The organism is Cognatundibacterium jejuense, from assembly GCF_014284255.1.
Classification (GTDB): domain Bacteria; phylum Pseudomonadota; class Gammaproteobacteria; order Burkholderiales; family Burkholderiaceae_D; genus Undibacterium; species Undibacterium jejuense.
The window spans coordinates 106,751-130,346 of the sequence record NZ_JACOFV010000006.1 but is presented as its reverse complement, the minus strand read 5'-3'; the positions used below and the strand labels follow the sequence as shown (position 1 = coordinate 130,346).

The window sequence follows — 23,596 nt, the reverse complement described above, 5'->3', positions numbered from 1 at the left end:
TCTCTGGAGACATCCAGATGAATATATTGCTCACTGGTGCCAGCGGTTTTCTGGGAAGTCACATTTGTGATGAACTATTTTCTGCTGGACACACCGTCAAACCTATTTCACGCCGCACCGGTAGCAATTTTTGTGACATGTTGGTACCGAGCGATTGGTTCAGGCATTTGGATGGCATCGATGCCGTTATCAATGCGGTAGGAATCATTGGAGAGACCCGTACGCAGCGTTTTGAGGCGATTCATGCGCTCGCGCCCACTGCTTTATTCAAAGCCTGTCAGGAAGCAGGAATACGACGTGTAATCCAGATTTCAGCAATAGGAACTGAGGTGGGTGCGTTTTCGCAATATCATCGCAGTAAGCTAAAAGCTGATCAATTTTTGCGTAGTCTGGATCTTGACTGGCTGATTTTGCGGCCCGGACTGGTTTGTGGCAATGGAGGAAGCAGCACTTCACTATTGATGCGACTAGCGAGCTCAAATGTAATTCCGGTTATAAATCGTGGACATCAACTTCTTCAACCTATTTACATCGCTGATCTCGCGTCCGTCGTTGTCAATGCCTTGCTAAATTGTGAAATTAAGCAATCGATTGATATCGTCGGACCACAAGCAATTGGTTTTACTGAGCTTTTACAGATGATGCGTAGAGCACAAAATCTGAAACCAGCCCGTTTGATTCCTATTCCACGCAACTTCGCTATGGCTAGCTTATTTTTGGGGCGATTTCTGCACCCTTTACTTCATCCCGACAATTTTCGGATGTTAGAAGCGAGTTATGTCGCAGATGTTGCTCCAACATTAAAGCTACTCGGCCGTTCACTAACGCCTGTTGCAACTGAACTATTTTTTAGAGAAAAACTGATGAATGGAGAAACATCATGAGCTACAGCCTGATCAAAACTTTGCATATTTTAAGTATGGTGCTTTTATTCGGCACGGGTTTAGGAAGCGCGTTTTACAAATGGATGGCTGATCGTAGCCGCGTCATTGCCCATATTGCTGTCACCAATAAACATGTGGTGTTAGCTGATTGGATCTTCACGACGCCTTGTGTGATTTTTCAACCTGTGAGTGGTTTGTTGATGGTGCATATCGCTGGCTGGTCAATCACAGGGCCGTGGATTATCACTAGTCTGAGCCTATATACCTTAGCTGGTCTTTGTTGGTTACCCGTTGTTTACTTGCAAATTCGTATGCGAAAAATCTCTGAACTTGCACTAAAAGAATCAACAAATTTAAGCCCTGACTACTGGCATTTGGCGAAAATGTGGTTCTGGTTAGGCGTTCCTGCTTTTGCCTCTATGGTGATGGTTGTCGCTTTAATGGTATTCAAACATTTACCAGGGGTGGCATGATGAAAAGCCTCGTAGAAAATGCATTAGGCGACGATTGGAACAAATTACCGGTCGCTTTAAAGGCGCATTACGGTAGGGGTGAATTACACGAGACGGGACACATGGACATCGAATATCCATGGCAGATGCAGGTCTATCTGAATGTGCTGCGCTTGTTTGGAGCGTTATTGAACCGTCGTGGCAAGAAAATTCCAGTGACTGTGGATAAGTACGTCATTCATCAACAGCAGTACTGGAACAGAACTTTTGTCTTTCCTGATGAAAGAATTATTCGATTTCAGAGCATGCTGGTGTCAGCAGGCGGAAATCAATTGATCGAATTTGTAAATTCTTTCTTGGGTTTGCAAATGGCAGTTTATGCCACAGATGACACGATTCGCTATGTTGGTATACGTTATGTAATTAAGATCGGCAAATGGCTGCTGCCTGTTCCAGAATCGCTGGTGCTCGGTCATACCAGCATAGAAGAGCGGGCTATTGATGAGTACCATTTCATGATGGATTTTCGACTTGTTCATCCTTTATTCGGGCAATTGTTCCGGTATTCCGGTGTTTTCAAAGTCGATAATGGTAATTTGCCTGTAAATTAAACGCGTTTAATTGCGCGGGTGTTATCTCCACTTGCATTTATTCGTCACCGTGTCATAGATGACCAGGGCTGTTAAGGAAATAATAACCGCTGTACTACGGTTGTCAGCATAGTCTTTTTGGCAGTCTTTCATTGCGGATTTTTGTATGTCTTTGGCCAACTTTTCTTCAAATGTAGTCGGTTTTAGTTGATACAGGGAGCGACGTTCTTTTTGACTTAACTCCAGAAAAATTTTGCCGGCATTTGCGTGTGCTTGCTGTGTCAGTGCGTTTTGCTGAGGACTAGATTGGCTTTCTATGTTGTCTGCTTGTACAGAAATATTATTTTCCGTATTGTTGCCTGACTCGCTGTGAACAACATGCTTGTTTAACTCAGGATTAGGTCTTGAGTGATACGAAGGCTTTGAACTGTTATACACCGACGTTTGCAGTCGCGGGGATGCTGGAAGTTTCGCCGTATTTACCATGACCAGCGTAGACAAAACTCGCTGTTGATCGTGATGAAAAGGTAATTTAACGTTCAACGCGAACCAAAAAAATGCATGAAGTGCAATCGTAATGCTAAGAGCGATCACCAGGTTTGATTTGCGTTGCAGATGAATGATTAATCCTTTTCTTTCTTAATTTTATTTAAAATCTTCCATCTTCTGCCATTAATTTACTAATTAGGTTCTATTTTTATACCTTATTTTTTTGAACAAGAAAAATACGGGATGTATTTTTTCTTCGCATCATGTTTATTTTTAAATAATACAATAAAAAAGTTAAAAAAATATATTCGCTTTTGGATACTGATTTATCCAGACTACAGCGCGGTTATCAAGATCTTCAACGTATAAAAATTCATATTGCCGTTCATATTTTTTGAATTTGGTATTTCCTACTCATTTTTAAAGTGCATGTTTTACAAGCAGACAGTTAGACACTTTCAACTCCGTTTATCGCTTGTCCAATCAGTGCAATATCGATGTTCAAATCAACGCTTTTTTCTGAGATGTCTATTTTCAACAGAAAGCCGTTTTTTCCCTCTGAACGCAGATATTTGCATGCCGTAGTTACCCCTGAAAAAATCGCCTAAAAATGTGGCAAACCTAATTCCCCGTTCCTTTTTTTAACGGAGGAATTTCTGTAAGTGATGGATTCTAAAGGATTTTTTCAATAAGGGGGGAATCTGAAATTTGGCCTGTTGATAGCACTTAGTTTAATAACTTTATATATAAATAGTAGTTATTGTTAACGGTGGGGGTTGTCTGTGGATAACTCGGTATACATCCACAGAATCAATTGTTTACAGGATTTATAACCCAGTGAAAAAAGCATGTATATCCACAGGACAAAATCTGTATAAAAAAACTTTATTTTCGTTAACTTGTGCTTACCCACAATGCATACAGTGGATATCAGTCTACTTATCCACAGAAATATTTTTAAATTTGTCGTTTTTTATGGAAAAATTTAGAAAAAACTTTAAAAATCACCTGCAAAAGTGGAATTTTTACGATTGATGAGCAGTATGTCGAAGCTTTTTGCTAATGAAACTTTATTTAAACACGCGAAAAAATATTTTTTAAGCCTGAATGAAATCTTATTTTGCTGATTATTTTTTAAAAGATAAGAGGTTACAAAAGTGAACGAGATCATTTGTTGATTTATACACAGGCTTTTTTGAAATCAGTATCGCCATCCAAATTCAAAGCTTGTTCTACATTCTAAAAATTCGTATCCATTGCTTTTAAAAAAGAACATAAGGTCTTTTTGGGTTGTTTGTTGTTTTGGTTCAGATTTCCGCATTTTTTCGAAAACAGGTTTACTTATATAACTTAGTTTATATATACATAGTAGTAATGGTTAACGTCGCGTTTTTTTGTGGATAAGTCTTTAATTATTCACAGAAACAAGGACTTATGCTCTGTATATGTACGCGGATAAGCTCTGTATGTTTTGCGGATAGTTTTGGGATAAGAATTGGTGAAGAAAAGATAAAGAGGGTTTTCCCCAATTTGTGTTGGGGATATGAGCAGCCTTATCCACAGGCGTTTTAAGTGTAAAAGGATAATTTTTGCAGAAGAAAGGGGCAACAATAAGTCGCTTTTATTGTTGCCCCTTATTAGAACTGGAGAAATTTTTATAGTTTGTCAGCGCGTTTCAACATGCTTGGAGCGCATTGTTGAAAGAGTTTGATAAATAAGCTGGAATATTTTTTGTTTGATTTGGGCAAGTGTTCATCGTAAATTGCCGTAAATTCCAGTGCTGGAATACCGCCACGTGACCTTTTAAATTGACTCGCCCCAGAGCTGTAGTGGAGGCGACATTCACGTTCTTTGGCTTGCTGTAACAGTAAAGCCATGAGACGCCGGTATAAACCTAATTCTTGCGGCAAGGACGTGTCGTAGCCTATGAGTGGCGTGGTGATCCAGCCACTTTCTGGATGTACATACAAGCCTAGTATGCCAACCCAACGTCCTTGCCAACGCAACCCAATTAATTCAAGAAAGCCGGTTTCCAGACATAATTCAAAAAAGGCAGGGCTGAAATCCGGATTGAGGTGAGAGTGCTTGTCGATGAATAGCTGGCGAAAAATGTTCCTTAAATCATCTAAGTCGCTTAATTTAAGATGTTCCTGGTGGACAATTTCTACTTGTCCATCAATAAGCAGTTTGGCATCTTGTTTGACGTGATTATGTTTCCAGACCGATTTTTGTTGCGGGTCGCACAGGTAAATCATGCGTGACGGAAGCATCTTCCAGCCTTGGGCAATCAGATTCTCCATTAATTCCGGCGTAACTTCAGGGCAGATGTTGCGAATCATTAATGGACGATCTGGGTGCTTTTGACGCATATCTTCGGTTAAACTTGCAATATCTTGTGTGCTTAATTTGGGATATAAATTGGTCGAAATCAGATAATTGCCGATAATTGCCGCCTGGTCGATTTTGCTCGCATGCATCAAGGCTGATAAGGGACCAAAAATGAGACATGAGGCTGCTTTGAGCAAACTGCTAAGGCCAGGTGCGACTTGCCGTATCGCTTCCTGGCGTGCGTATCTTAGCCAGGTCGAGCGGGGGCTGGCGACGTAGCTTTCCTGCCAGTCGCTGTCATTGAGTAAGGTAACCGGGTAACTATGACCGGCAATGTCGACAGATTGTATTTCTGAATGGACGTTGCTTACCCAATGGTTACCACCGCGTGATCGTGCTGTGAGTAACCATAAGGCATCGGCCACCATGCGTGGTGGTAATGGAGTATTCAAGTGATATCTTAATTTAAGTCAAAGTTCGGTCAAATTTTGGTATACAGATGCATGCCACCGTAAATGGCAGATCGGTCGGTTGCATACAATGCGCGATTCTTTTCTGCATCGGTACGCCAGACGGACAAAATCGACTCAGGTAGTTTTTGTTCAAGCGGTGATGTTTCTCCGCCTGTCCGGAACACAACTTTGGCGTTAGGCGCAGCAGTTCTCGTTACTTCTTCCCACAATTCAGTCAACTGCTGTTGATCCATCCAATCCTGTGCATCAAGGAACAAGTAGGCATCCATCGAGGCACGCGGTTGTTGCTGCAAGAAGCTGGTCAAAGTGGTGTGATGTGAATGCAGGCGATCAATGTTGCTGCGTAAGGTATCAAAATGCTGTTGTTGCAGATACATAGGTAAGGCGGCTTGTTTCTTTGTGTCGTAGCGGCGACCGAGTGCTTGTTGTGCGAAGCAATTTTCATCTAAAGGAAAGTCACAGCAAAGATGACGCATTCTTTCTTTAAACAAAGAGTGCAAGCCATCTTTCGCATCGTGTTTGAGCGCTTCAAACTGGGATGGTGGGATGCCGAGGCTATATAAAGCCATCGGTTGTTTGGCCATAAGTTTAAACAGGTGGCTCTCAAATGCTGGCGCGACGTATCGATTGAATAGCTCAGTTTGTTCTGCGAGATTTTTTGCTTCTAATACTTTGCTCAGGTCGCCACCCATCATTTTGACGAAAGTGTGTGCAAAGCCTATGAAATTCCCCAATAAACCGTGTTGATAAGCTTGCTTAGCAAAATAGTGATAACGCGGCTGACCAGAAATGGATCTGCTTTCCCAAAAATTATTAGCGTCATCTGACAAATGTTGGCGGATATGGCGCTTATAGCGCTTGATATTATCGTTGTGGTTTGCATCGCCGAGATAAGCGAGCACCGCTTCGTAATCTGGCAAGTGCTTGATTGCCTGTTGTTTCATGTTCAGCATGGCGAGGTGTGCTGCGTTTAAGTCAACTGCGTGCACCGCGGCTGGTTGAGCAGACAAGTAGGCCAGCGCGTTACAACCTCCTGATGAGATAGTCAGAATATTTGCCCCGGGACGCAGTTGCAAAGCATCCAGATCAGATTTCGGATCTTCCCAGATTTGCGCGTAAACGAGACGGCTAAACCAATGGGCGAACAGTTTGTCCGCTAAACCTTTGCGGCCTGAAGTGGTGGAATTAAATACAGCGCTGTCTATTAATGCTTTGCTTGACATACTGGTCTCCGACGATGGTTTTGAACTTTCTCACTATCATTAGTCGCATGATGAATTTGACGAACTTAGATAGTTGAAAAATGTTCTTAGGTTATCTGTGGAGATTACTTTAGGAGGAGCAGGTGACAAGCAAGTGACAGGCAGATGAATATTTAATGAAAAATGCATAATCTGATACAACCTTAATACCAGATTTCATTTTTAAGATCACAGATTTTAGTTTTCTCTTTGATGTCGGATGCTCAACCGACGGCGACGTGCCTGAATGAACAAAAATAACTGATAAGCAAAATACAGCGAAGCCAGCACTGGCATAGAGGCAATCAAAATATAAATCACTCCTTTTACCGGTACATCGCCTGACCAGGTGCGAATGGGATCATTTGCGTGAGGGTTTTTCTTTTCTTCAGGCATTTTTGGCAGGTCAATTTGCACGCCCTGACTTTTTGTTGCATCGTCGCCTGGGCTGACCACGATCACCGACTGCGTCGTTTGCACATTGATTGTTGCTGGAGGTGGGAGTTGATCTGCTGCGAACGTAGGAAATACGATGAGTTGCAATGCGAGTATCAGGGCAAGCTTGATTTTCATTATGTCGAATCTTGATTGTGGTAGTAGTAAATTAACTGAAATATTCTTTGTATGAAGCTAGTTTGCTTACTCGCGGAGAGTGAAAATCACAGGAATTGGCAGTATGTGTCGGAGTGCGCACAAAAACAAATGTGTGCTGCTCATCGCGTCTATTTTATCGAACATTGATTGAAATAACTGGATTATTGAGGGAAGTAGTTTGTGCTCCTATGTACAGATGTTGTCATTTTATTCTGGCTGCGCTAAGGATGTTTCTTTGTAAGATATATTAAAAAAGCGTTAAATTGTAAAAAAGCTATGAAATATAAGTGTTTTTATGCTAATTTGTTATTTATTATTTTAAAAAATGAAGGAGGAGAAATGTCTGGAATAGTAAATTTCGCGTTATCTCTTTTAGTCATGCTATTAATTGCTGCTGCTACCTTGCGACACTCGCGCAAGTTAATGAATTTTGCTTTTGCGACTTTAGTGTTATCTAGTTTTGTCGGTTGGTACGAATATATTTTTCCCGCCGGAATACAGCCACTCTTCTTTTTTGGTACGTTTGCATTGGTGATGGCGATTTGCTGTTTTTTTTATGCTGTCTATACGTTTGAGTTTATTCCACACGAAGATTTTGATTAGGACAATCCTGAAAATAATATTAGTTTGTGAATCGTACAGTTAGCTTTCCGCGTTGACTGCGATGCTGACTAGCCAGCGTTTGACGATGCAGGCCTCTTCTTCAGTCAATGACATACTGAGTTCCTGCTCTACCTCTTTTACGTAACTTTTACATTGCGCGAGGGTTTCCAGGCCCAATGTGGTGATTTGCAATTGCTGGATTCGCCCATGAACGGCGTGGGCGCGCCGCGTAATGGCGCCAGATTTCTCTAAGTTATTCACAATGACGCTGACAGTTTGTGGCGTGAGCAAAGATAGTCTTGCTAAATCTGCGTTGGAGACACCTTCATAAGCGGCAATCATCGTCAAAACGGAAAACTGCGGAGGTGTGATTTCTAACTTTGCCAGTGCTTTTTCCATACGCGCGCGGTATGCCGTGGTTGCCTGCCGCAACAAGTAGCCGAAATAACCTTGTTCTCCACGTTTGCCTTCTCCTGGTCCCGGAATTTTTTTGTTAGCCATGTTTTTTGAATAATGTCAGAGTTCTGATAATATGTTCGAGTTCTGATATTATCTCATTGTTTTTTATTTACGGAGAAAAAGATGTCCTCGATACCTATTCTTAGTTATGAAGAATTTACCCAAACCGCGCCGGATGTTTATGCCAGTTTATTGTCCTTAGGCAAAGCGGTTGATGCATCTGGTCTGGAAAAGAAGTTGACTGAATTAATCAAAATTCGCGCGTCTCAAATCAATCATTGCGCCTTCTGTTTGCAATTCCATATCCAGATTGCCCGCAAACTCGGAATTTCATCGGAAAAAATCGACCTCGTTGCAGTATGGCAAGAAGCAGGTATTTTCTCTGCCAGGGAAAAAGCGGCACTTGCTTGGACAGAAGCACTGACCTCCGTATCGGATGGCATACCAGATGATGCACTTTATGCCGCGATGTCAGAACACTTTACTCAGTCTGAATTAGTATTTTTGAGTGTCGCTATCGCGAGCATCAATCAATGGAATCGTATTGGTGTTGCTTTGTGCTTCAATCCACCAGGACTCGGCCAGGTGGCTGTATGAATACGATTGAAGCCAGCACTTGCTTACCGCAAGATCTATTATTGATAAGGGTTTGTGAAGAAACCCAGTTGCCGCCCGTGTTAAACTTGATGCAGCAATTGCGGCCTCATTTAACTGATGTTAGCAGTTGGATTGCGTATTGGAAACGCGCTAGTCAAGCAGGATATCGCTTATGGAGTTTGAAAAAAGCCGATCAGTTCGTTGCTCTGGCTAGTTACCGGATCGCTGAGAATCTGGTTCACGGGCACTATTTGTATGTGGAAGACCTCGTTACAGATCAGGCAGAGCGCGGCGTTGGCTATGGACAAATAATGATGGAAATGTTGAAACAGGAAGCCTTGGAACAAGGCTGTGGAAAGATTGTTCTCGACACTGGACTCAACAATGCGCTTGCACATCGGTTTTATTACCGTCAGGGACTGCTTGCCAGTTCGTTACGATTTAATCAGGTATTGTCGACTTAAAAAAATAAAAAAGCAGACTGGTGCTGTTGGTGCGCCGGTCTGCTTTCCTTTTTGAAGCTGAACCTATTATTTGACGTCGATTAACTCAACATCAAAAATCAGAGTTGCATTGGCTGGGATGACATTCCCCGCACCGCGTGAACCATAGGCCAGAGCAGGAGGGATAATCAAGGTTCGTTTGCCGCCGACTTTCATACCAACCACACCTTTGTCCCAACCCTTAATCACTTTTCCTATGCCTATCGGAAAGCTGAACGGCGCACCACCGACGGATGAGTCAAACTTTGCGCCATGTTCTTTGCTTTCTAGGGGATCGTATATCCAGCCTGTATATTGAACGACAGCAACATCACCTAATTTAGCTTCACGTCCATTGCCTACTTTGACGTCAATTTTTTGTAAATTTTCACCGAAAGTCGTTGCTTCGGACTGGGTTTGCGCTGAGCTCAATCCTGTGGATAACATAGTGAATAACCCTAACAACGCGGCAAATAAACGTGATTTCATAAAGGTGAGATCCTGGTGACGAAAGGAGTGATAATTATATTAATGGTCTTGATTTCTGGAATGGTGTAATTTTTTTTCAAAAGCGATATCTAATTTACTCGCTTTTTTTGGTGCTTGTTTTTCGAGGCTATTGACCAGACTGACAAATGCATCAATTTCCATTGGCTCGTGAACAGCGACCGGAGCAGCACCCGCGACGCTGAGTGTCAGGTAAAAACGACCATCAGCCATGGTAACCATGGAATATACCCCTTGTTTGGTACGGTCCTTGAGTCGTTGAACTGCATTACTGGCTTTGGTGGTACGCGCCATTATTTGATTCCGTTCTTACGTAAAATTTTGTCCATAGTGCCATCGTTGTCTATGTTTTTGTTAATTTTATTAAATAGCTCAATTCTCTGTTTATCCATATGAACATTGCATAGCATATTGAGTTCAATGTTTTTGTATTTAATGGCAGGCACGATGTCCTTGGCAAAACCTTGTTGCGCGGCGATGTACATGCCATGTAATTCGGACACTATCCAATAATCGATACGTTTATTGATTAAGAGACGTGGGTTTTCTTCATCTTCACCAGCGAAAACGATGTGATATCCCTGTTCTGTTAATTGGACGCCGGTCGCTGCGTTGCGGTAAGAGCCGATGGCGTATGGCTTGGCATCTTCGACATGTTTCAGCACCCGGGTGTCATCTTTACGCGTATAGAGAACCCAGTTATCGGTCGTCAGAGGACCGACCCACTTATAGAAACTTTCGCGTTCAGGAGTGCGCCTAAAACCAAACAGGCAGGTGTTTTCTTCGTTCATCGTCGCGTTGAGTCCGCGCGCTAATGAGGTACTGGTCACACTCGGCGTTTCACCCGCACGCTTCATGATTTCAATTACTTTGTCGACTAAAAAGCCTTTAATTTCAGCAGTTTTTGGGTCGGTGTAAGTAAATGGAGCAAATTCTTGAATGACCAGCTTAATACTTTCCGCCTGTGCCAAGGCCGGAATAAGAAAAAAACCGAGAGAAGTCACCAGGGACTGCTGAATCGCACGTACTTTGAACACTTGTTACTTTCTGGTATCCGAACATTGTCCGCTTTATAAAAAACGGGCAAAAGAGGTTATTTAATCAGACTTGGGATTTTAGATGATTAACTTCCAGGATTGGCTAACTAGTTGAAAACTCTCCGCAATCATTGCTTCATTTTTTCGCTTTTCCTGACAAATCAGGCTGAGCTGCGTTGTAATGCTTACCGCGTCGGCAATCACCAATCCGTGAGCATGGGCCTCACGCATAGCAATCGCATCGCGAATTAAGCTGAGTCCTACACCAGATTTCACCAGATCAAGCATAGATTGTTCTTGATCCACCAGCGCTACTTTGTTGGGTGTAATTCCATGTTGGGCAAAAATCTTACTCAACAAGCGATGATGTGCTGATTCTGGCGGTGTCCATATCCAGGGTAACTGCGCCAGCTTTTCCCAACTTTGTCCTTGTACCCGGCTATTCCAGCCACTTGGTGCCAGAACCCGATAGGTAAAATCGGTGAGTACCAGACGGTGGCATGGGGTTTTGCCATCATTGGGCAAGTCGCCCAGGTAAAAGCCAATATCGAGCTGCCCTGCGCGAATTTGCTGTAAAACCCAGCCGGACATGCCGTGTTGCAGGCGGGTCGCGATCTGTGGATAAGTTTCGACCAGGCGCTTCAAAAATACGCCGAGGCGGGTAAATTCCGGGTCAAGAATGGTGCCTATCGCCAGTTCGCCGGATAAAGTCGAATGAAGCGCATTGGCTGCTTGCATAAAGTCACCGCCACTCGCTAATACCCGCTCTGCATACGGCAAAAGCTTGGCACCGTCATTGGTCAGAACCATGCCATTGCTGCTGCGGTTGAACAACTGTAAGCCAAGTTGTTCTTGCAGGGCTTTCATTTGTAGGCTGACCGCTGGTTGCGTTACATGCAAACGTTCTGCGGCCCGCGTCAGGTTGCCTTCGCGGGCGATGGTCACAAAGGCGCGTAGTTGCGTAAAGTCCATCAGTTTTTTTCCGATGTGGAGAAAATCGACCAGATTATTATAAGCAATCCTTATATTGCTGTTGATAATAACTCATTGGATTTGCCATGACGAGTGAATTAATCTCATGCCAAATATCTTTTTCTGATTAAGGTTTTCTTATGACATCGGTACTCCAGCACTATATGAATGGTCAGATTTTTCCTTCTGCCAGTGGTCGTCAGCAAGACGTATTTAATCCTGCAACGGGTCAGGTCATTTCCCAGGTTGTTTTGGCGAGCGTGGAGGAAGTCAATACGGTTGTTGCTGCTGCCAGGGCGGCAGCGCCAGCGTGGGCAGAAACGGCGCCGCTCAAGCGTGCGCGGGTAATGTTCAAGTTCAAAGAATTGCTGGATCAGCACCACCAGGAGTTAGCAGCGTTGATCACGCGCGAGCATGGCAAGGTCTTGTCCGATGCGATGGGAGAAGTCACCCGCGGTATTGAAATAGTTGAATTCGCCTGTGGAATGCCGCAATTGTTGAAATCACAGTTTTCGGACAACATCGGTGGCGGTATCGATAACTACAATCTGCGTCAGCCATTGGGCGTGACTGCCGGTATTACCCCATTTAATTTTCCTTTCATGGTACCGATGTGGATGGCACCACTGGCGATTGCGACGGGGAACACGTTTATATTGAAACCGTCGGAGCGCGATCCATCATGTGCATTAATGATTGCAGACTTATTCCGTCAGGCGGGTTTGCCGGATGGCGTGTTTAATGTGGTGCAAGGCGACAAAACAGCGGTCGATGCTTTATTGCAGCATCCGGATGTGGCGGCGATTTCTTTTGTTGGTTCAACTCCTATCGCAGAATACATTTACAGCGAAGGCACGCGTTTAGGAAAGCGTGTGCAAGCTTTGGGCGGTGCAAAAAATCATTTGGTCGTGATGCCGGATGCGAATCTGGAACAAGCTGTTGATGCATTAATGGGTGCGGCTTATGGATCTGCAGGCGAACGTTGCATGGCGATTTCTGTGGCGGTAGCGGTCGGTGATATCGCCGATCAATTGGTGAGTACATTAGTGCCGCGCGTGAAAGCATTGACGATTAAAAATGGTATGGAAAGCGACGCCGAAATGGGCCCGGTGGTGACTGCCATGCACAAAGCAAAAATCGAAAGCTATATCGCTGACGGTGTTGCCGAAGGAGCGACGTTGCTAGTCGATGGGCGCGGATTGAAAGTAGCCGGACATGAGGGTGGTTTTTTCCTTGGCGGCACTTTATTTGATCATGTTAAAGAAGGCATGAAGATTCATCGCGAAGAAATTTTCGGGCCAGTGTTGTGCATTGTTCGTGTACCTGATTTTGCTTCTGCTGTTGAGCTGATTAATCGCCATGAATTTGGTAATGGCGTTTCTTTATTTACGTCGGACGGAAATACCGCACGTGAGTTTTCACGTCGCATTCAAGTCGGTATGGTGGGTATTAATGTGCCTATCCCTGTGCCAATGGCATGGCATTCTTTTGGTGGCTGGAAGCGCTCTTTGTTTGGCGATATGCATGCGTATGGCGAAGAAGGTATCCGTTTTTATACACGCTACAAATCGATTATGCAGCGCTGGCCAGATAGCATAGGCAAAGGCGCAGAGTTCACGATGCCGGTTGCGAAATAACTTTCCATCTCAAGGAATAACAATGCTGACTTTGCGCGATTTATTTCCACATCCAATTATTCAGGGACCAATGGCTGGCGGTGCTTCGACACCGGCTTTGGTGGCGGCGGTATCGAATGCAGGGGGGCTGGGTTCTTTGGCGTGTGGGATGTTGTCTCCCGAGGCAATGCTGGACCAGGCATGGCAGATCCGACAGGCAACGGACAAACCGTTTGCAATGAATTTATTTGTACAACAAACGCCGTCACCATCGGCGGAGGAAGTACAACACGCATGTGATTTATTGCAACCAGTCTGGTCATCATTGGGCTGGGATCAATTGCCTGTTCCAAGCAAGTGGTGTGAAAATTTTGACGAGCAATTTGAGGCTTTACTCAGTGCCGCGCCCGCCGTGGCAAGTTTTACATTTGGTATTTTGAAGCGCGAACAATTACAGCGTTTGCATGAAGCCGGTATGTCGGTCATTGGTACGGCTACGCATCTGGCTGAAGCTCAGGCCTGGCAAGAGTTAGGTGCGGATGCTGTGTGCGTCTCTGGCATCGAAGCTGGTGGGCATCGAGGCACATTTATTGGACGACAAGAAGACGCGAAGTTATCGACCATGGAATTGCTGGCGCAGGTAGTTCCACAGCTACGCATACCGGTAATTGCTGCCGGCAATATTGTTACTGGTGAAGACGTGACCGCGGCTTTGGCTAAGGGTGCGCAAGCCGTGCAAATGGGGACGGCTTTTTTGGTTACGCATGAGTCTGGAATTCATCCTGCTTACAAGGAAAAACTATTAGCTGCCACCGCCGATACCACCCGACAAACGCGTGCAATTACCGGTCGTTTTGCACGTGGATTAGATAATCAATTTATGCAAGTCATGGCGACAGTGGCTGATCAGGTGCCAGCATATCCGGTACAGAATGCGTTGACTGCGGCCATCAGAGCAGCGGCGGGAAAGAGCAATAATCCCGAGTGGATGTCCATGTGGTGCGGCCAGGGCATCGCCCGCGCAAAAGCGATGAGTGCCACCGAATTGATGCGTGATTTAGTCAAACATCTGACCTTAGATAAATCCTTAAAAAACTAAAAAGAAAAAAGGAAAACCTCCATGGAAGCAGCGGGACAATATGACTACATCATCGTCGGTGGCGGTAGTGCTGGTTGCGTTTTAGCGAATCGTTTATCAGCAGCCCCTGAAAATAAAGTTCTGTTGATTGAAGCGGGTGGTAAAGATGACTATGTGTGGATTCATATCCCTGTCGGCTACTTGTATTGCATCAATAATCCACGTACTGATTGGATGTTTCGCACCGAGGCTGAGGCTGGTTTAAATGGGCGTAGTCTGATCTATCCAAGAGGCAAAGTGCTCGGCGGTTGCTCATCGATCAATGGCATGATTTACATGCGTGGACAGGAGCGCGATTACAATGAGTGGGCATCGCTGACTGGCGATGATAGCTGGCGTTGGGATCAGGTCTTACCCCTATTTAAAAAGAGCGAAGATCATTACAGCAAAGATGAACAATTTCATGCACAAGGCGGTGAATGGCGCGTTGAAAAACAGCGTTTGTCATGGGAAATCTTAGATGCATTTCGTGACGCGGCGGAACAAGTTGGCATTCCAAAAACTGATGATTTTAATCGCGGTGATAACGAAGGTTGTGGCTACTTCGATGTGAATCAAAAACGCGGCATACGTTGGAATACGTCCAAGGCATTTTTACGTCCCGCTGCGGCACGCGACAATCTGACCATCATGACCGGATGCCAGGTACGTCGTTTGCGTTTTAAAGATGGTGAACATGGAAAGCGTTGTATTGGCGTTGAATTTGTTGGCGGTGATCAGGAATGGTTTGCAGAATCTGTACACGAAACTATTCTAGCCGCTGGTGCCATCGGTTCACCTTCAATATTGCAACATTCTGGTGTTGGTGATCCGGAGCATTTGCATAGTCTCGGGCTTTCCGTACAGCACGCGTTAGCGGGGGTGGGGGCGAATTTGCAAGATCATTTGCAGATCCGTTCGGCATTTAAAATTACTGGTGCAAAAACCCTCAATACCATGGCGAATAGCTGGTGGGGCAAAGCTGCCATCGGCCTTGAATACGCATTGAAGCAGAGTGGGCCAATGTCTATGGCACCGTCGCAACTAGGTGCGTTTACGCGCTCTGATGCGACGCAAACTAGTGCGAATCTGGAATACCACGTGCAACCTTTATCTTTGGAAAAATTTGGCGATCCTTTGCATGATTTTCCGGCGTTCACAGCGAGTGTTTGTAATTTACGCCCCAGCTCCCGTGGCCACGTAAGGATTGTTTGTCAGGATCCATTTGCCGCGCCAAAAATAGCACCAAATTATCTGAGCACAGCAGAAGATAGAAAAATTGCCGCTGACTCATTGACATTGACACGTAAGATTATTGCTGCACCAGCGTTAAAAAAATATCAGCCTGAAGAAATGAAGCCGGGTGCACAATTCCGAACCGAAGAAGAGTTAGCAAGGGCGGCAGGTGATATCGGAACCACGATTTTTCATCCGGTCGGTACGTGTAAGATGGGACGTAAGGATGATGTCAGCGCAGTGGTGGATAGTCAGCTGCGCGTGCTTGGCATTGCGGGTTTGCGGGTGGTGGATGCGTCAGTGATGCCGACCATTACCTCTGGCAACACGAACTCCCCGACCATCATGATTGCGGAGAAAGCGGCGATATATATTTTGCAGGATAGGCATTAACAATTTCTTTTATTTTTTGCTGTTTTAACGCTTGCATACAAGCAGATTTAGTCGTTACTATCGAAACCGAATCGAAACCGAATTGAAGAAATCGTCTGCTGAGCTTGATCTCACAGAGAAAAATAAATACCCACTGCAATGACAGCGGGTTTGTCATGTTTCAGGCAAGACAAACAAAGGAGATGAGATGACTCAAGTCATCCTGGAGACAAAGCGTCTGACTAAAGAGTTCAGAGGCTTTACTGCGGTCAATGAGGTTAACCTGCAAATTCAGCGGGGACATATCCATGCCTTAATCGGCCCGAATGGCGCTGGTAAAACCACGTGCTTTAATTTGCTCACCAAATTTCTAAATCCGACGTCCGGACAGATTTTGTTCAACGGTCGTGATATCACTGCCGACAAACCTGCACAAATCGCACGTCAGGGCATTATCCGGTCTTTTCAGATATCAGCGGTGTTTCCTCATATGACCGTCTTAGAGAACGTACGCATTGGTTTGCAGCGGGCGTTGGGGAGCTCATTTCATTTCTGGAAAAGTAATGCATCGCTGAATCGTTTGAATGATCGGGCTATGGATTTACTGGCACAGGTGGACTTGACTGAATTTGCTCAGACGATGACGGTCGATTTGCCTTATGGTAGAAAGCGCGCATTGGAAATCGCCACCACGCTGGCGATGGAACCAGAAATGATGTTGTTGGATGAGCCTACGCAGGGAATGGGGCACGAAGACGTGCATCGCGTGACGGAGCTGATCAAAAAGGTATCAGCAGGCCGGACCATTTTGATGGTGGAACACAATATGAAAGTCGTCTCCGGAATTTGTGATCGCATTTCTGTCTTGCAACGCGGTGCAATATTGGCAGAAGGCTCATATGCTGAAGTCGCAGAAAATCCGCAAGTGATGGAAGCCTATATGGGCAGTACCAGTGCCGAACTGGAAGGGGCGCATGCATGAGTGTCGATGCACAAATTCCTAGTCTGGAAATTTCGGGCTTGCAAGCTTGGTATGGCGAGTCCCACATTTTGCATGATGTAAATTTACGTGTAAATCAGGGGCAGGTGGTCACGATACTCGGCCGCAATGGCGCGGGTCGTACCACGACTATGCGCGCGATCATGGGTTTGACTGGGGCGCGTAAAGGCTCGATTAAAATTAATGGCATAGAAACCATCGCAATGGCGACACATAAAATTGCGCATCTTGGTGTCGGTTACTGCCCGGAAGAGCGGGGGATATTTTCGTCTTTATCCACAGAAGAAAATCTGATGTTGCCGCCTGCTGTATCGCGTCATGAAAAAGGCATGTCGGTAGAAGAAATTTATGCAATGTTTCCGAACCTGGCTGAACGGAAACACAGTCAGGGAACGCGCTTATCTGGCGGCGAGCAACAGATGCTGGCGGTCGCGAGGATTTTACGTACAGGTGCAAAATTACTCTTGCTCGATGAGATATCGGAGGGACTCGCTCCTGTGATTGTACAAGCTTTGGCGCGCATGATTCTGACGCTCAAAGCAAAGGGATACACGATCGTCATGGTTGAGCAAAATTTCCGCTTTGCGGCACCTTTGGCGGACCAGTTTTATGTGATGGAACACGGGCAAATCGTAGAGAGCTTTTCTGCTGGGCAATTACAAGAAAAAATGCCGGTATTGAATCAGTTGTTGGGCGTCTGAAGTAGAACACATTGAAGTAGAAATTTGACATAAGTTCGCACAAAAAATCAGAGCAGGTATTGATCCTTATTTCTTGGAGAAGACACATGAAAACCACATCAAAATTTCTTAGTCTGGCAGTAGCAATGGCGTGCGCGGGATGGGCCAGCGGTGCTGGTGCACAGGTATCCGGTGACGTTGTGAAGATTGGATTTATCAGCGATTTATCCGGTGTGTATTCCGACATTGATGGTAAAGGCGGGATAGAAGCTATCAAGATGGCGATTGCTGATTTTGGCGGTACCGTGCTTGGGAAAAAAATTGAATTAGTCAGTGCCGATCATCAGAATAAAGCTGACATCGCCGCCAGCAAAGCGCGTGAATGGTTTGATCGCGATGGCGTTGATATGTTGATTGGCGGTACCAATTCTGGCACTGGTTTATCCATGGCGAAAGTCGCAGCAGAAAAGAAAAAACCATTTATTTCTATCGGTGCTGGCACGGCTGTATTGACCAACGCTGAATGTACGCCGTACACAATTCACTATGCTTACGATACCGTTGCTTTGGCAAAAGGGACTGGTTCAGCGGTTGTGAAACAAGGTGGTAAAAGTTGGTATTTCCTGACCGCTGATTATGCGTTTGGTGCAGCCTTAGAAGGTGACACAACCAAGGTGGTGTCAGCGAGTGGTGGAACGGTCAGTGGGTCGGTCAAACATCCTTTATCAGCATCTGATTTTTCTTCATTCTTGTTACAGGCGCAATCCTCAAAAGCGCAGATTCTTGGCTTGGCGAATGCCGGTGGTGACACCATCAACGCGATTAAAGCGGCGAATGAATTTGGCATCACCAAGACCATGAAATTAGCTGGTTTGCTGATGTTCATTAACGATATTCACTCACTGGGTCTGAACCTGACCAATGGCATGTATCTGACTGATAGCTGGTACTGGAATCAGACGCCGGAAGCACGCACCTGGGCTCGTCGGTATTTTGAAAAAATGAAAAAAATGCCGTCTAGTTTGCAAGCCGCAGATTACTCTGCAACGATGCAATATCTGAACGCGGTGAAAGCAGCGGGTAGCGATGATACCGATAAAGTCATGGCGAAATTGCGCAGTATGAAGTTCAACGATATGTACGTTAAAAATGGCTACGTACGCGCTGACGGCAGCATGATTCACGATATGTATTTGATGCAAGTGAAAGCGCAGGCGGATTCTAAAGAACCCTGGGATTACTACAAAGTAATTCAGACAATTCCGGGTGAGCAAGCGTTTACCACCAAGGCAGATACGAAGTGCGCGTTGTGGAAATAATGCGCATTGATCGTTGAATGTGAATGCTCTTGTCAGTGTCCGCGAGTACTCGTGGACGCTGACTTTCTTTGACATGTTTCCGTTTTTTTGACGGATTTTTTTTGAAGAGTGCCATGGAAATTTTTGGTATTCCGCTGCAGGCGATGCTGGGCCAGTTGCTGCTCGGATTGGTGAATGGTTCGTTTTATGCGATGTTGTCGCTCGGGTTGGCTGTGATCTTTGGCCTGCTCAATGTGATCAATTTTGCGCATGGCGCTTTGTATATGATGGGTGCTTTTCTGGCCTGGATGGGGCTGGAATACTTCGGCATTAATTACTGGTTTATGTTGATTGCCGCCCCCTTAATCGTTGCCGTGTTTGGCATCGTGATTGAACGCACGATGTTACGCTGGCTCTATAAACTTGATCACCTGTATGGCCTGCTTTTGACCTTTGGTATCACGCTGATGCTGGAAGGGATTTTCCGTTCTGTATATGGCGTGTCGGGTCAACCGTATTCCGTTCCTGAAGCCCTTAGTGGTGCGACTAATCTGGGTTTCATGATACTGCCGAATTATCGCGCGTGGGTTGTTGTCGCATCGCTGGTGGTGTGTTTTGCGACCTGGTTTGTGATCGAGAAAACCAAGCTTGGCGCCTATCTGCGTGCTGGTACTGAGAACCCTAAATTGGTTGAGGCTTTTGGTGTCAATGTGCCTTTGATGGTGACATTAACTTACGCGTTTGGCGTGGGGTTGGCGGCGTTCGCTGGTGTGCTGGCAGCGCCGGTCATTCAGGTCTCACCGTTGATGGGGTCAAACTTGATCATCACTGTATTTGCTGTGGTGGTGATTGGTGGAATGGGGTCGATACTAGGCTCTATCGTAACTGGTTTAGGCCTGGGTGTGATTGAAGGTTTGACACGTGTTTTTTATCCTGAATTATCAGCGACGGTCGTGTTTATCGTAATGGCGATTGTGCTGATGATACGTCCTGCTGGTTTGTTTGGAAAAGAAAGATAGGCGGAGCTGTGATGAATAAAAAAATTGCGTATGGAACGGCTCTGGTTTTATTGCTGGTGGCACCGCAGCTGATGTATCCCGTATTTTTGATGAAGGTCTTGTGCTTCGCGTTATTTGCTTGCGCCTTCAATTTGCTGATCGGTTTTACTGGTCTTCTGTCATTTGGACATGCGGCTTTTTTTGGTGCTGCTGGTTATGTATCAGGTGTGGTTTTGCGTGATGCGGGTTGGTCGTTCGAGGCCGGTATCCTTGCTGGTGTTGTGGTCGCTGCGGCGATTGGTTTTGTGATGGGATCATTGGCGATTCGTCGTCAAGGAATTTATTTTACGATGATCACCTTAGCCTTGGCGCAAATGCTGTATTTTGTATTTTTGCAAGCGAAGTTCACGGGTGGTGAAGATGGGCTGCAAGGGGTGCCGCGGGGTAAGTTATTTGGTGTACTTGATTTGGGTTCCGACATGGCGATGTATTACGTTGTGTTAGCAATTTGTGTTGCTGGTTTTGCGCTGATTGTGCGGACGATTCACTCACCGTTCGGACAGGTTTTGAACGCCGTCAAAGAAAATGAGGCACGCGCGATTTCGCTCGGGTATGACGTGGATAGATACAAGTTGCTGGCGTTTGTATTGTCCGCCGCGATTGCGGGTCTCGCAGGTGCCACAAAAACAGTTGTTATCGGTTTTGAGACATTGACCGATGCACATTGGGCGATGTCAGGTTTGGTGGTGTTGATGACGCTGGTCGGCGGTTTGGGTACCTTGGTTGGGCCCATCGTTGGTGCGGTGTTGATCATTGCTCTTGAGGATAAATTGGGTGATATAGGATCATGGATTGCAGACGTATCCCATATTGAGTGGTTCCGCACACTTGGGGACTCGGTCACTTTGGTGACTGGATTTATTTTTATTGTCTGTGTGTTGTTATTCCGTAAGGGGATCGTCGGTGAACTGGCCGCGGTGTTCGGCGCGAAGCGGAGTTCTGTTTCGCATTAAATTTTTTATGATTTGATGGATAAAAAAGCCTCGCAAAGTAATTTGTGAGGCTTTTTGTTTTTTGTGTTGGGAGTTGTGATGAGTTTGTATTGTTTAAGAGCGATTTAAAGCATCCTAGCGAGTTTTTTTTTGATAAATGCGAGGACTTATGTGTTTTGATTAAAATCTCGTCTTAATCTGCTTAGATTGACTTTAGCATCAACGATTTTGGGAGGTCTATCTCGTAGTTTGTGGAAAAAAGAGAAGTTGTCCACCGGTGAGTTAGTTTGATAGGCGTAAATAACATTTGGAACGGCTGTGGAAAAGTGTAAGACTATCCACAGCCTGTTTTGTTTTGAAAAAGGAAGAATTAATTTTCCGGGTTTCTCACTTTAATGATGCTGGTGCGGTTGACTGCTCATCGATATTTGCTTGCCAAAAGAACCACTTTTTGCTAACGAACTTTGTCCGGCTTTATAGAACTTCAGCGTAAATCGCTCTTGCTTGCTGCCACGTGACCTCACGCGGGTTATTGCCTAGTAGGCGGGTCTGGAGCATGGCATCTGTGGTTATTTTGTCGAGGTCGCCTTCCTTGATTCCGACTTGCTGCAAACGGGTGGCGATGCCCAATTCGCAGGTTAATTGTTCCAGTGCATTGATCAAAGCGCTACTTTTTGCTTCGCTACTACCTTGCTCGTGTGGGGCAACGATGGCAGCGAGCTCGGCATAATGGGGATGTGCAGCACTTGCATTGAAACGCAGCACGGCTGGTAAGACCAGTGAATTGGACAGGCCGTGTGGCACATGGAAAATTCCACCGATCGGATAGGCGAGGGCATGTACTGCAGCGCAAGGGGCGTTGGCAAACGATTGACCGGCAAGGAATGCACCCAACAACATGGCCTGACGGGCGGCCAGATTCTGTGGTTCACGACAAACCGTGCGAATGTTACTCCATAGTAGTTGCAGCGCTTGCTTTGCCAACATGTCCGACAGGGGGTTCTTTTTATGTTTGGTGGTAAAGGCTTCGATCGCATGAACCATCGCATCTATCCCTGTGGCGGCACTGACTGCAACAGGTAACCCCAAGGTTAATTGTGCATCGAGAATTGCGATGTCGGCGTAGAGCTGCGGTGCCACAACACCCATTTTGCTGGTTTCTCCCGTGGTTACAACGGCAATGGGTGTTGCTTCGGAACCGGTACCGGCGGTGGTTGGTATTTGAATCAGGGGAAGACGTTGACCTTTGATATTGCCGATGCCATACATGCTACTTAATTCTTGTTCGTTACCAGCCAAAATGGCGATCAGTTTGGCGACATCCATTGAACTGCCGCCACCAAAACCAACTACCAGATCGATACCCAAGATGTGCGCTTGAGATGCGGCGGCGAGCACGATCGCTTCAGGTGGATCAGCGACGACATCAGAGAACACGCTGACTTCAATTTGCTGCGCTCGGATATTGTCAATCGCCGCTTGCATTAATCCGGTTTTCAGGAAGCCGGCGTCGGTGACCAACAATACATGTCTGGTTGCAGGGTAGTGAAGGGCAATGGTCTGGCCTACGTGATTCGCGGCGCCAGTCTGGCTGATGATATGCGGGACAGTCTGAAACTCGAAGTGATTCATGCGGGTATTTCCTGTTCTGGTAAAAGATACTGAAAACTGTATGACCTGAGTGGGCAGAGACTTGTTATCCTCTCTAGCTTGCCAGAACTTTGCTCTTTACGCAAAACTGTCGGAAAAATGGTGTATTGCACGGATGTTTGTTGATTGTTGGAATAAGGTTAATAGTATGGTCGATATATTGTTGTTGGGTGGTGCGGCATTCTTTGCTGGGTTTGTTGATGCAATCGTTGGTGGCGGGGGATTGGTACAAGTACCAGCTTTGTTTTCTTTGATGCCAGGTACAGCACCTGCTACTTTATTGGGCACAAATAAATTTGCCGGTATTTGGGGCACGGGTGTAGCGGCGAAAAACTATTTGCGTAAAGTTCGCATACGTTGGGAGATGGCATTGCCTGCCGCATTGGCGGCATTTGTGTTCGCTTTCGCTGGAGCATATCTCGTTACACATGTATCTCCGGATCAGTTACGTAAAGCGTTGCCGTTTGTGTTGGTTGGTGTGGCGATTTATACGTTTAAGAAAAAAGAGTTTGGCGCTTTGGATAAACCTGTGTTTTCTGGTCGTAAAGAAATTCTGCTTGGTATGTTAGTGGGTGCTACGATTGGATTTTATGATGGGTTCTTTGGCCCTGGTACAGGTAGTTTCTTTATGTTTTTGTTTGTACGTTTTTTTGGCTACGACTTCTTACGTGCTTCGGCTGTCGCGAAGGTGTTGAATGTGGCATGCAATGCCGCAGCCTTGTCTTGGTTTGGGTTTAGCGGACATGTTCTGTGGATATTGGGTGCAACAATGGCAGTATGCCAGGTGGGTGGTTCTTTGTTGGGTTCCCATATGGCGATTAAGCATGGCACCGGTTTTGTACGAAAAATGTTTCTGTTTGTGGTGGTCGCATTGATTTGCAAAACAACTTATGATGGGTTTTTGAAGTGATTGTTTCACGTGAAACAAT

Annotated in this window: 25 protein-coding genes; 15 read left to right on the top strand and 10 right to left on the bottom strand. The window is 45.5% G+C overall.

Annotated features, from left to right (window positions below; all coding sequences use genetic code 11):
• Nucleotides 1-17 precede the first annotated feature (17 nt).
• From H8K32_RS08310 to H8K32_RS08300, 3 genes are read left to right on the top strand one after another with little or no spacing between them, the layout of a single operon-like run.
• Complete coding sequence (locus H8K32_RS08310) at nt 18-884, top strand: complex I NDUFA9 subunit family protein (RefSeq protein ID WP_186912014.1); 867 nt, start codon at nt 18-20, stop codon at nt 882-884.
• Nucleotides 881-1,357 carry a DUF2269 family protein gene (locus H8K32_RS08305; RefSeq protein WP_186912013.1) on the top strand — a complete coding sequence of 159 codons (477 nt, stop codon included), beginning with the start codon at nt 881-883 and terminating at the stop codon, nt 1,355-1,357. Before H8K32_RS08310 ends, H8K32_RS08305 begins: the two co-directional genes overlap by 4 nt.
• Complete coding sequence (locus tag H8K32_RS08300; protein WP_222613049.1) at nt 1,354-1,947, top strand: DUF4166 domain-containing protein; 594 nt, start codon at nt 1,354-1,356, stop codon at nt 1,945-1,947. Before H8K32_RS08305 ends, H8K32_RS08300 begins: the two co-directional genes overlap by 4 nt.
• A gap of 21 nt (nt 1,948-1,968) precedes the next feature.
• Here the strand turns inward: H8K32_RS08300 and H8K32_RS08295 are convergent, their stop codons facing one another.
• The 4 genes from H8K32_RS08295 to H8K32_RS08280 form a co-directional block, all read right to left on the bottom strand.
• On the bottom strand, nt 1,969-2,427 hold the full coding sequence (locus H8K32_RS08295; protein ID WP_222613048.1) for a hypothetical protein: 459 nt from the start codon (nt 2,425-2,427) through the stop codon (nt 1,969-1,971).
• A gap of 1,643 nt (nt 2,428-4,070) precedes the next feature.
• A complete protein-coding gene (locus H8K32_RS08290) occupies nt 4,071-5,195 on the bottom strand; it encodes a GNAT family N-acetyltransferase (protein WP_186912010.1) in 1,125 nt (374 codons plus the stop codon).
• 29 nt (nt 5,196-5,224) lie between these two features.
• Nucleotides 5,225-6,439: a BtaA family protein gene (locus tag H8K32_RS08285; protein ID WP_186912009.1), complete on the bottom strand. Its 1,215-nt coding sequence runs from the start codon at nt 6,437-6,439 to the stop codon at nt 5,225-5,227.
• A gap of 216 nt (nt 6,440-6,655) precedes the next feature.
• On the bottom strand, nt 6,656-7,030 hold the full coding sequence (locus H8K32_RS08280; RefSeq protein WP_186912008.1) for a hypothetical protein: 375 nt from the start codon (nt 7,028-7,030) through the stop codon (nt 6,656-6,658).
• A 360-nt stretch (nt 7,031-7,390) separates the two neighbouring features.
• On the opposite strand from H8K32_RS08280, the gene H8K32_RS08275 reads away from it, so the two are divergent.
• A complete protein-coding gene (locus H8K32_RS08275; RefSeq protein ID WP_186912007.1) occupies nt 7,391-7,654 on the top strand; it encodes a hypothetical protein in 264 nt (87 codons plus the stop codon).
• 39 nt (nt 7,655-7,693) lie between these two features.
• Here the strand turns inward: H8K32_RS08275 and H8K32_RS08270 are convergent, their stop codons facing one another.
• The gene (locus H8K32_RS08270) at nt 7,694-8,155 is read right to left on the bottom strand and encodes a MarR family winged helix-turn-helix transcriptional regulator (protein ID WP_186912006.1); all 462 of its coding nucleotides are present in this window, start codon (nt 8,153-8,155) and stop codon (nt 7,694-7,696) included.
• An 81-nt stretch (nt 8,156-8,236) separates the two neighbouring features.
• On the opposite strand from H8K32_RS08270, the gene H8K32_RS08265 reads away from it, so the two are divergent.
• Nucleotides 8,237-8,710 carry a carboxymuconolactone decarboxylase family protein gene (locus H8K32_RS08265; RefSeq protein ID WP_186912005.1) on the top strand — a complete coding sequence of 158 codons (474 nt, stop codon included), beginning with the start codon at nt 8,237-8,239 and terminating at the stop codon, nt 8,708-8,710.
• A complete protein-coding gene (locus H8K32_RS08260; RefSeq protein WP_186912004.1) occupies nt 8,707-9,174 on the top strand; it encodes a GNAT family N-acetyltransferase in 468 nt (155 codons plus the stop codon). Before H8K32_RS08265 ends, H8K32_RS08260 begins: the two co-directional genes overlap by 4 nt.
• A 66-nt stretch (nt 9,175-9,240) precedes the next feature.
• Here H8K32_RS08260 and H8K32_RS08255 read toward each other — a convergent pair whose 3' ends face one another.
• The 4 genes from H8K32_RS08255 to H8K32_RS08240 all read right to left on the bottom strand — a co-directional run bounded on the left by H8K32_RS08255 (nt 9,241) and on the right by H8K32_RS08240 (nt 11,708).
• A complete protein-coding gene (locus tag H8K32_RS08255) occupies nt 9,241-9,681 on the bottom strand; it encodes an FKBP-type peptidyl-prolyl cis-trans isomerase (protein ID WP_186912003.1) in 441 nt (146 codons plus the stop codon).
• A 39-nt stretch (nt 9,682-9,720) separates the two neighbouring features.
• Nucleotides 9,721-9,993: a hypothetical protein gene (locus tag H8K32_RS08250; protein ID WP_186912002.1), complete on the bottom strand. Its 273-nt coding sequence runs from the start codon at nt 9,991-9,993 to the stop codon at nt 9,721-9,723.
• Complete coding sequence (locus tag H8K32_RS08245; protein WP_186912001.1) at nt 9,993-10,736, bottom strand: transporter substrate-binding domain-containing protein; 744 nt, start codon at nt 10,734-10,736, stop codon at nt 9,993-9,995. The genes H8K32_RS08250 and H8K32_RS08245 overlap by 1 nt, the downstream gene beginning before the upstream one ends.
• 78 nt (nt 10,737-10,814) lie before the next feature.
• Nucleotides 10,815-11,708 (bottom strand): LysR family transcriptional regulator, encoded by an 894-nt coding sequence (locus H8K32_RS08240; protein WP_186912000.1) that lies wholly within the window; start codon nt 11,706-11,708, stop codon nt 10,815-10,817.
• Nucleotides 11,709-11,848: 140 nt separating this feature from the next.
• Between H8K32_RS08240 and H8K32_RS08235 the strand changes: the two genes are divergently transcribed.
• From H8K32_RS08235 to H8K32_RS08200, 8 genes are all read left to right on the top strand, one after another.
• Nucleotides 11,849-13,345, top strand: coding sequence for a CoA-acylating methylmalonate-semialdehyde dehydrogenase (locus H8K32_RS08235; protein ID WP_186911999.1), 1,497 nt, complete (start codon nt 11,849-11,851; stop codon nt 13,343-13,345).
• A 22-nt stretch (nt 13,346-13,367) separates the two neighbouring features.
• Entirely contained in the window at nt 13,368-14,423 is a 1,056-nt protein-coding gene (locus H8K32_RS08230) for an NAD(P)H-dependent flavin oxidoreductase (RefSeq protein ID WP_186911998.1), read from the top strand.
• Between the two features lie 21 nt (nt 14,424-14,444).
• Nucleotides 14,445-16,070 carry a GMC family oxidoreductase gene (locus tag H8K32_RS08225; protein WP_186911997.1) on the top strand — a complete coding sequence of 542 codons (1,626 nt, stop codon included), beginning with the start codon at nt 14,445-14,447 and terminating at the stop codon, nt 16,068-16,070.
• A 187-nt stretch (nt 16,071-16,257) separates the two neighbouring features.
• Nucleotides 16,258-17,031, top strand: a complete 774-nt coding sequence (locus H8K32_RS08220) for an ABC transporter ATP-binding protein (protein ID WP_186911996.1) — start codon at nt 16,258-16,260, stop codon at nt 17,029-17,031.
• Nucleotides 17,028-17,750, top strand: coding sequence for an ABC transporter ATP-binding protein (locus H8K32_RS08215; protein ID WP_186911995.1), 723 nt, complete (start codon nt 17,028-17,030; stop codon nt 17,748-17,750). Before H8K32_RS08220 ends, H8K32_RS08215 begins: the two co-directional genes overlap by 4 nt.
• An 86-nt stretch (nt 17,751-17,836) precedes the next feature.
• Nucleotides 17,837-19,048 (top strand): ABC transporter substrate-binding protein, encoded by a 1,212-nt coding sequence (locus H8K32_RS08210; protein WP_186911994.1) that lies wholly within the window; start codon nt 17,837-17,839, stop codon nt 19,046-19,048.
• Nucleotides 19,049-19,161: 113 nt separating this feature from the next.
• Nucleotides 19,162-20,046: a branched-chain amino acid ABC transporter permease gene (locus tag H8K32_RS08205; protein ID WP_186911993.1), complete on the top strand. Its 885-nt coding sequence runs from the start codon at nt 19,162-19,164 to the stop codon at nt 20,044-20,046.
• A gap of 11 nt (nt 20,047-20,057) precedes the next feature.
• On the top strand, nt 20,058-21,038 hold the full coding sequence (locus H8K32_RS08200) for a branched-chain amino acid ABC transporter permease (RefSeq protein ID WP_186911992.1): 981 nt from the start codon (nt 20,058-20,060) through the stop codon (nt 21,036-21,038).
• A 453-nt stretch (nt 21,039-21,491) separates the two neighbouring features.
• On the opposite strand, the gene H8K32_RS08195 is transcribed toward H8K32_RS08200, so the two are convergent.
• Entirely contained in the window at nt 21,492-22,649 is a 1,158-nt protein-coding gene (locus tag H8K32_RS08195; protein WP_186911991.1) for an iron-containing alcohol dehydrogenase, read from the bottom strand.
• Nucleotides 22,650-22,815: 166 nt separating this feature from the next.
• Here H8K32_RS08195 and H8K32_RS08190 point away from each other — a divergent pair, with 166 nt between their 5' ends.
• Nucleotides 22,816-23,577, top strand: a complete 762-nt coding sequence (locus H8K32_RS08190; RefSeq protein WP_186911990.1) for a sulfite exporter TauE/SafE family protein — start codon at nt 22,816-22,818, stop codon at nt 23,575-23,577.
• Nucleotides 23,578-23,596 lie beyond the last annotated feature (19 nt).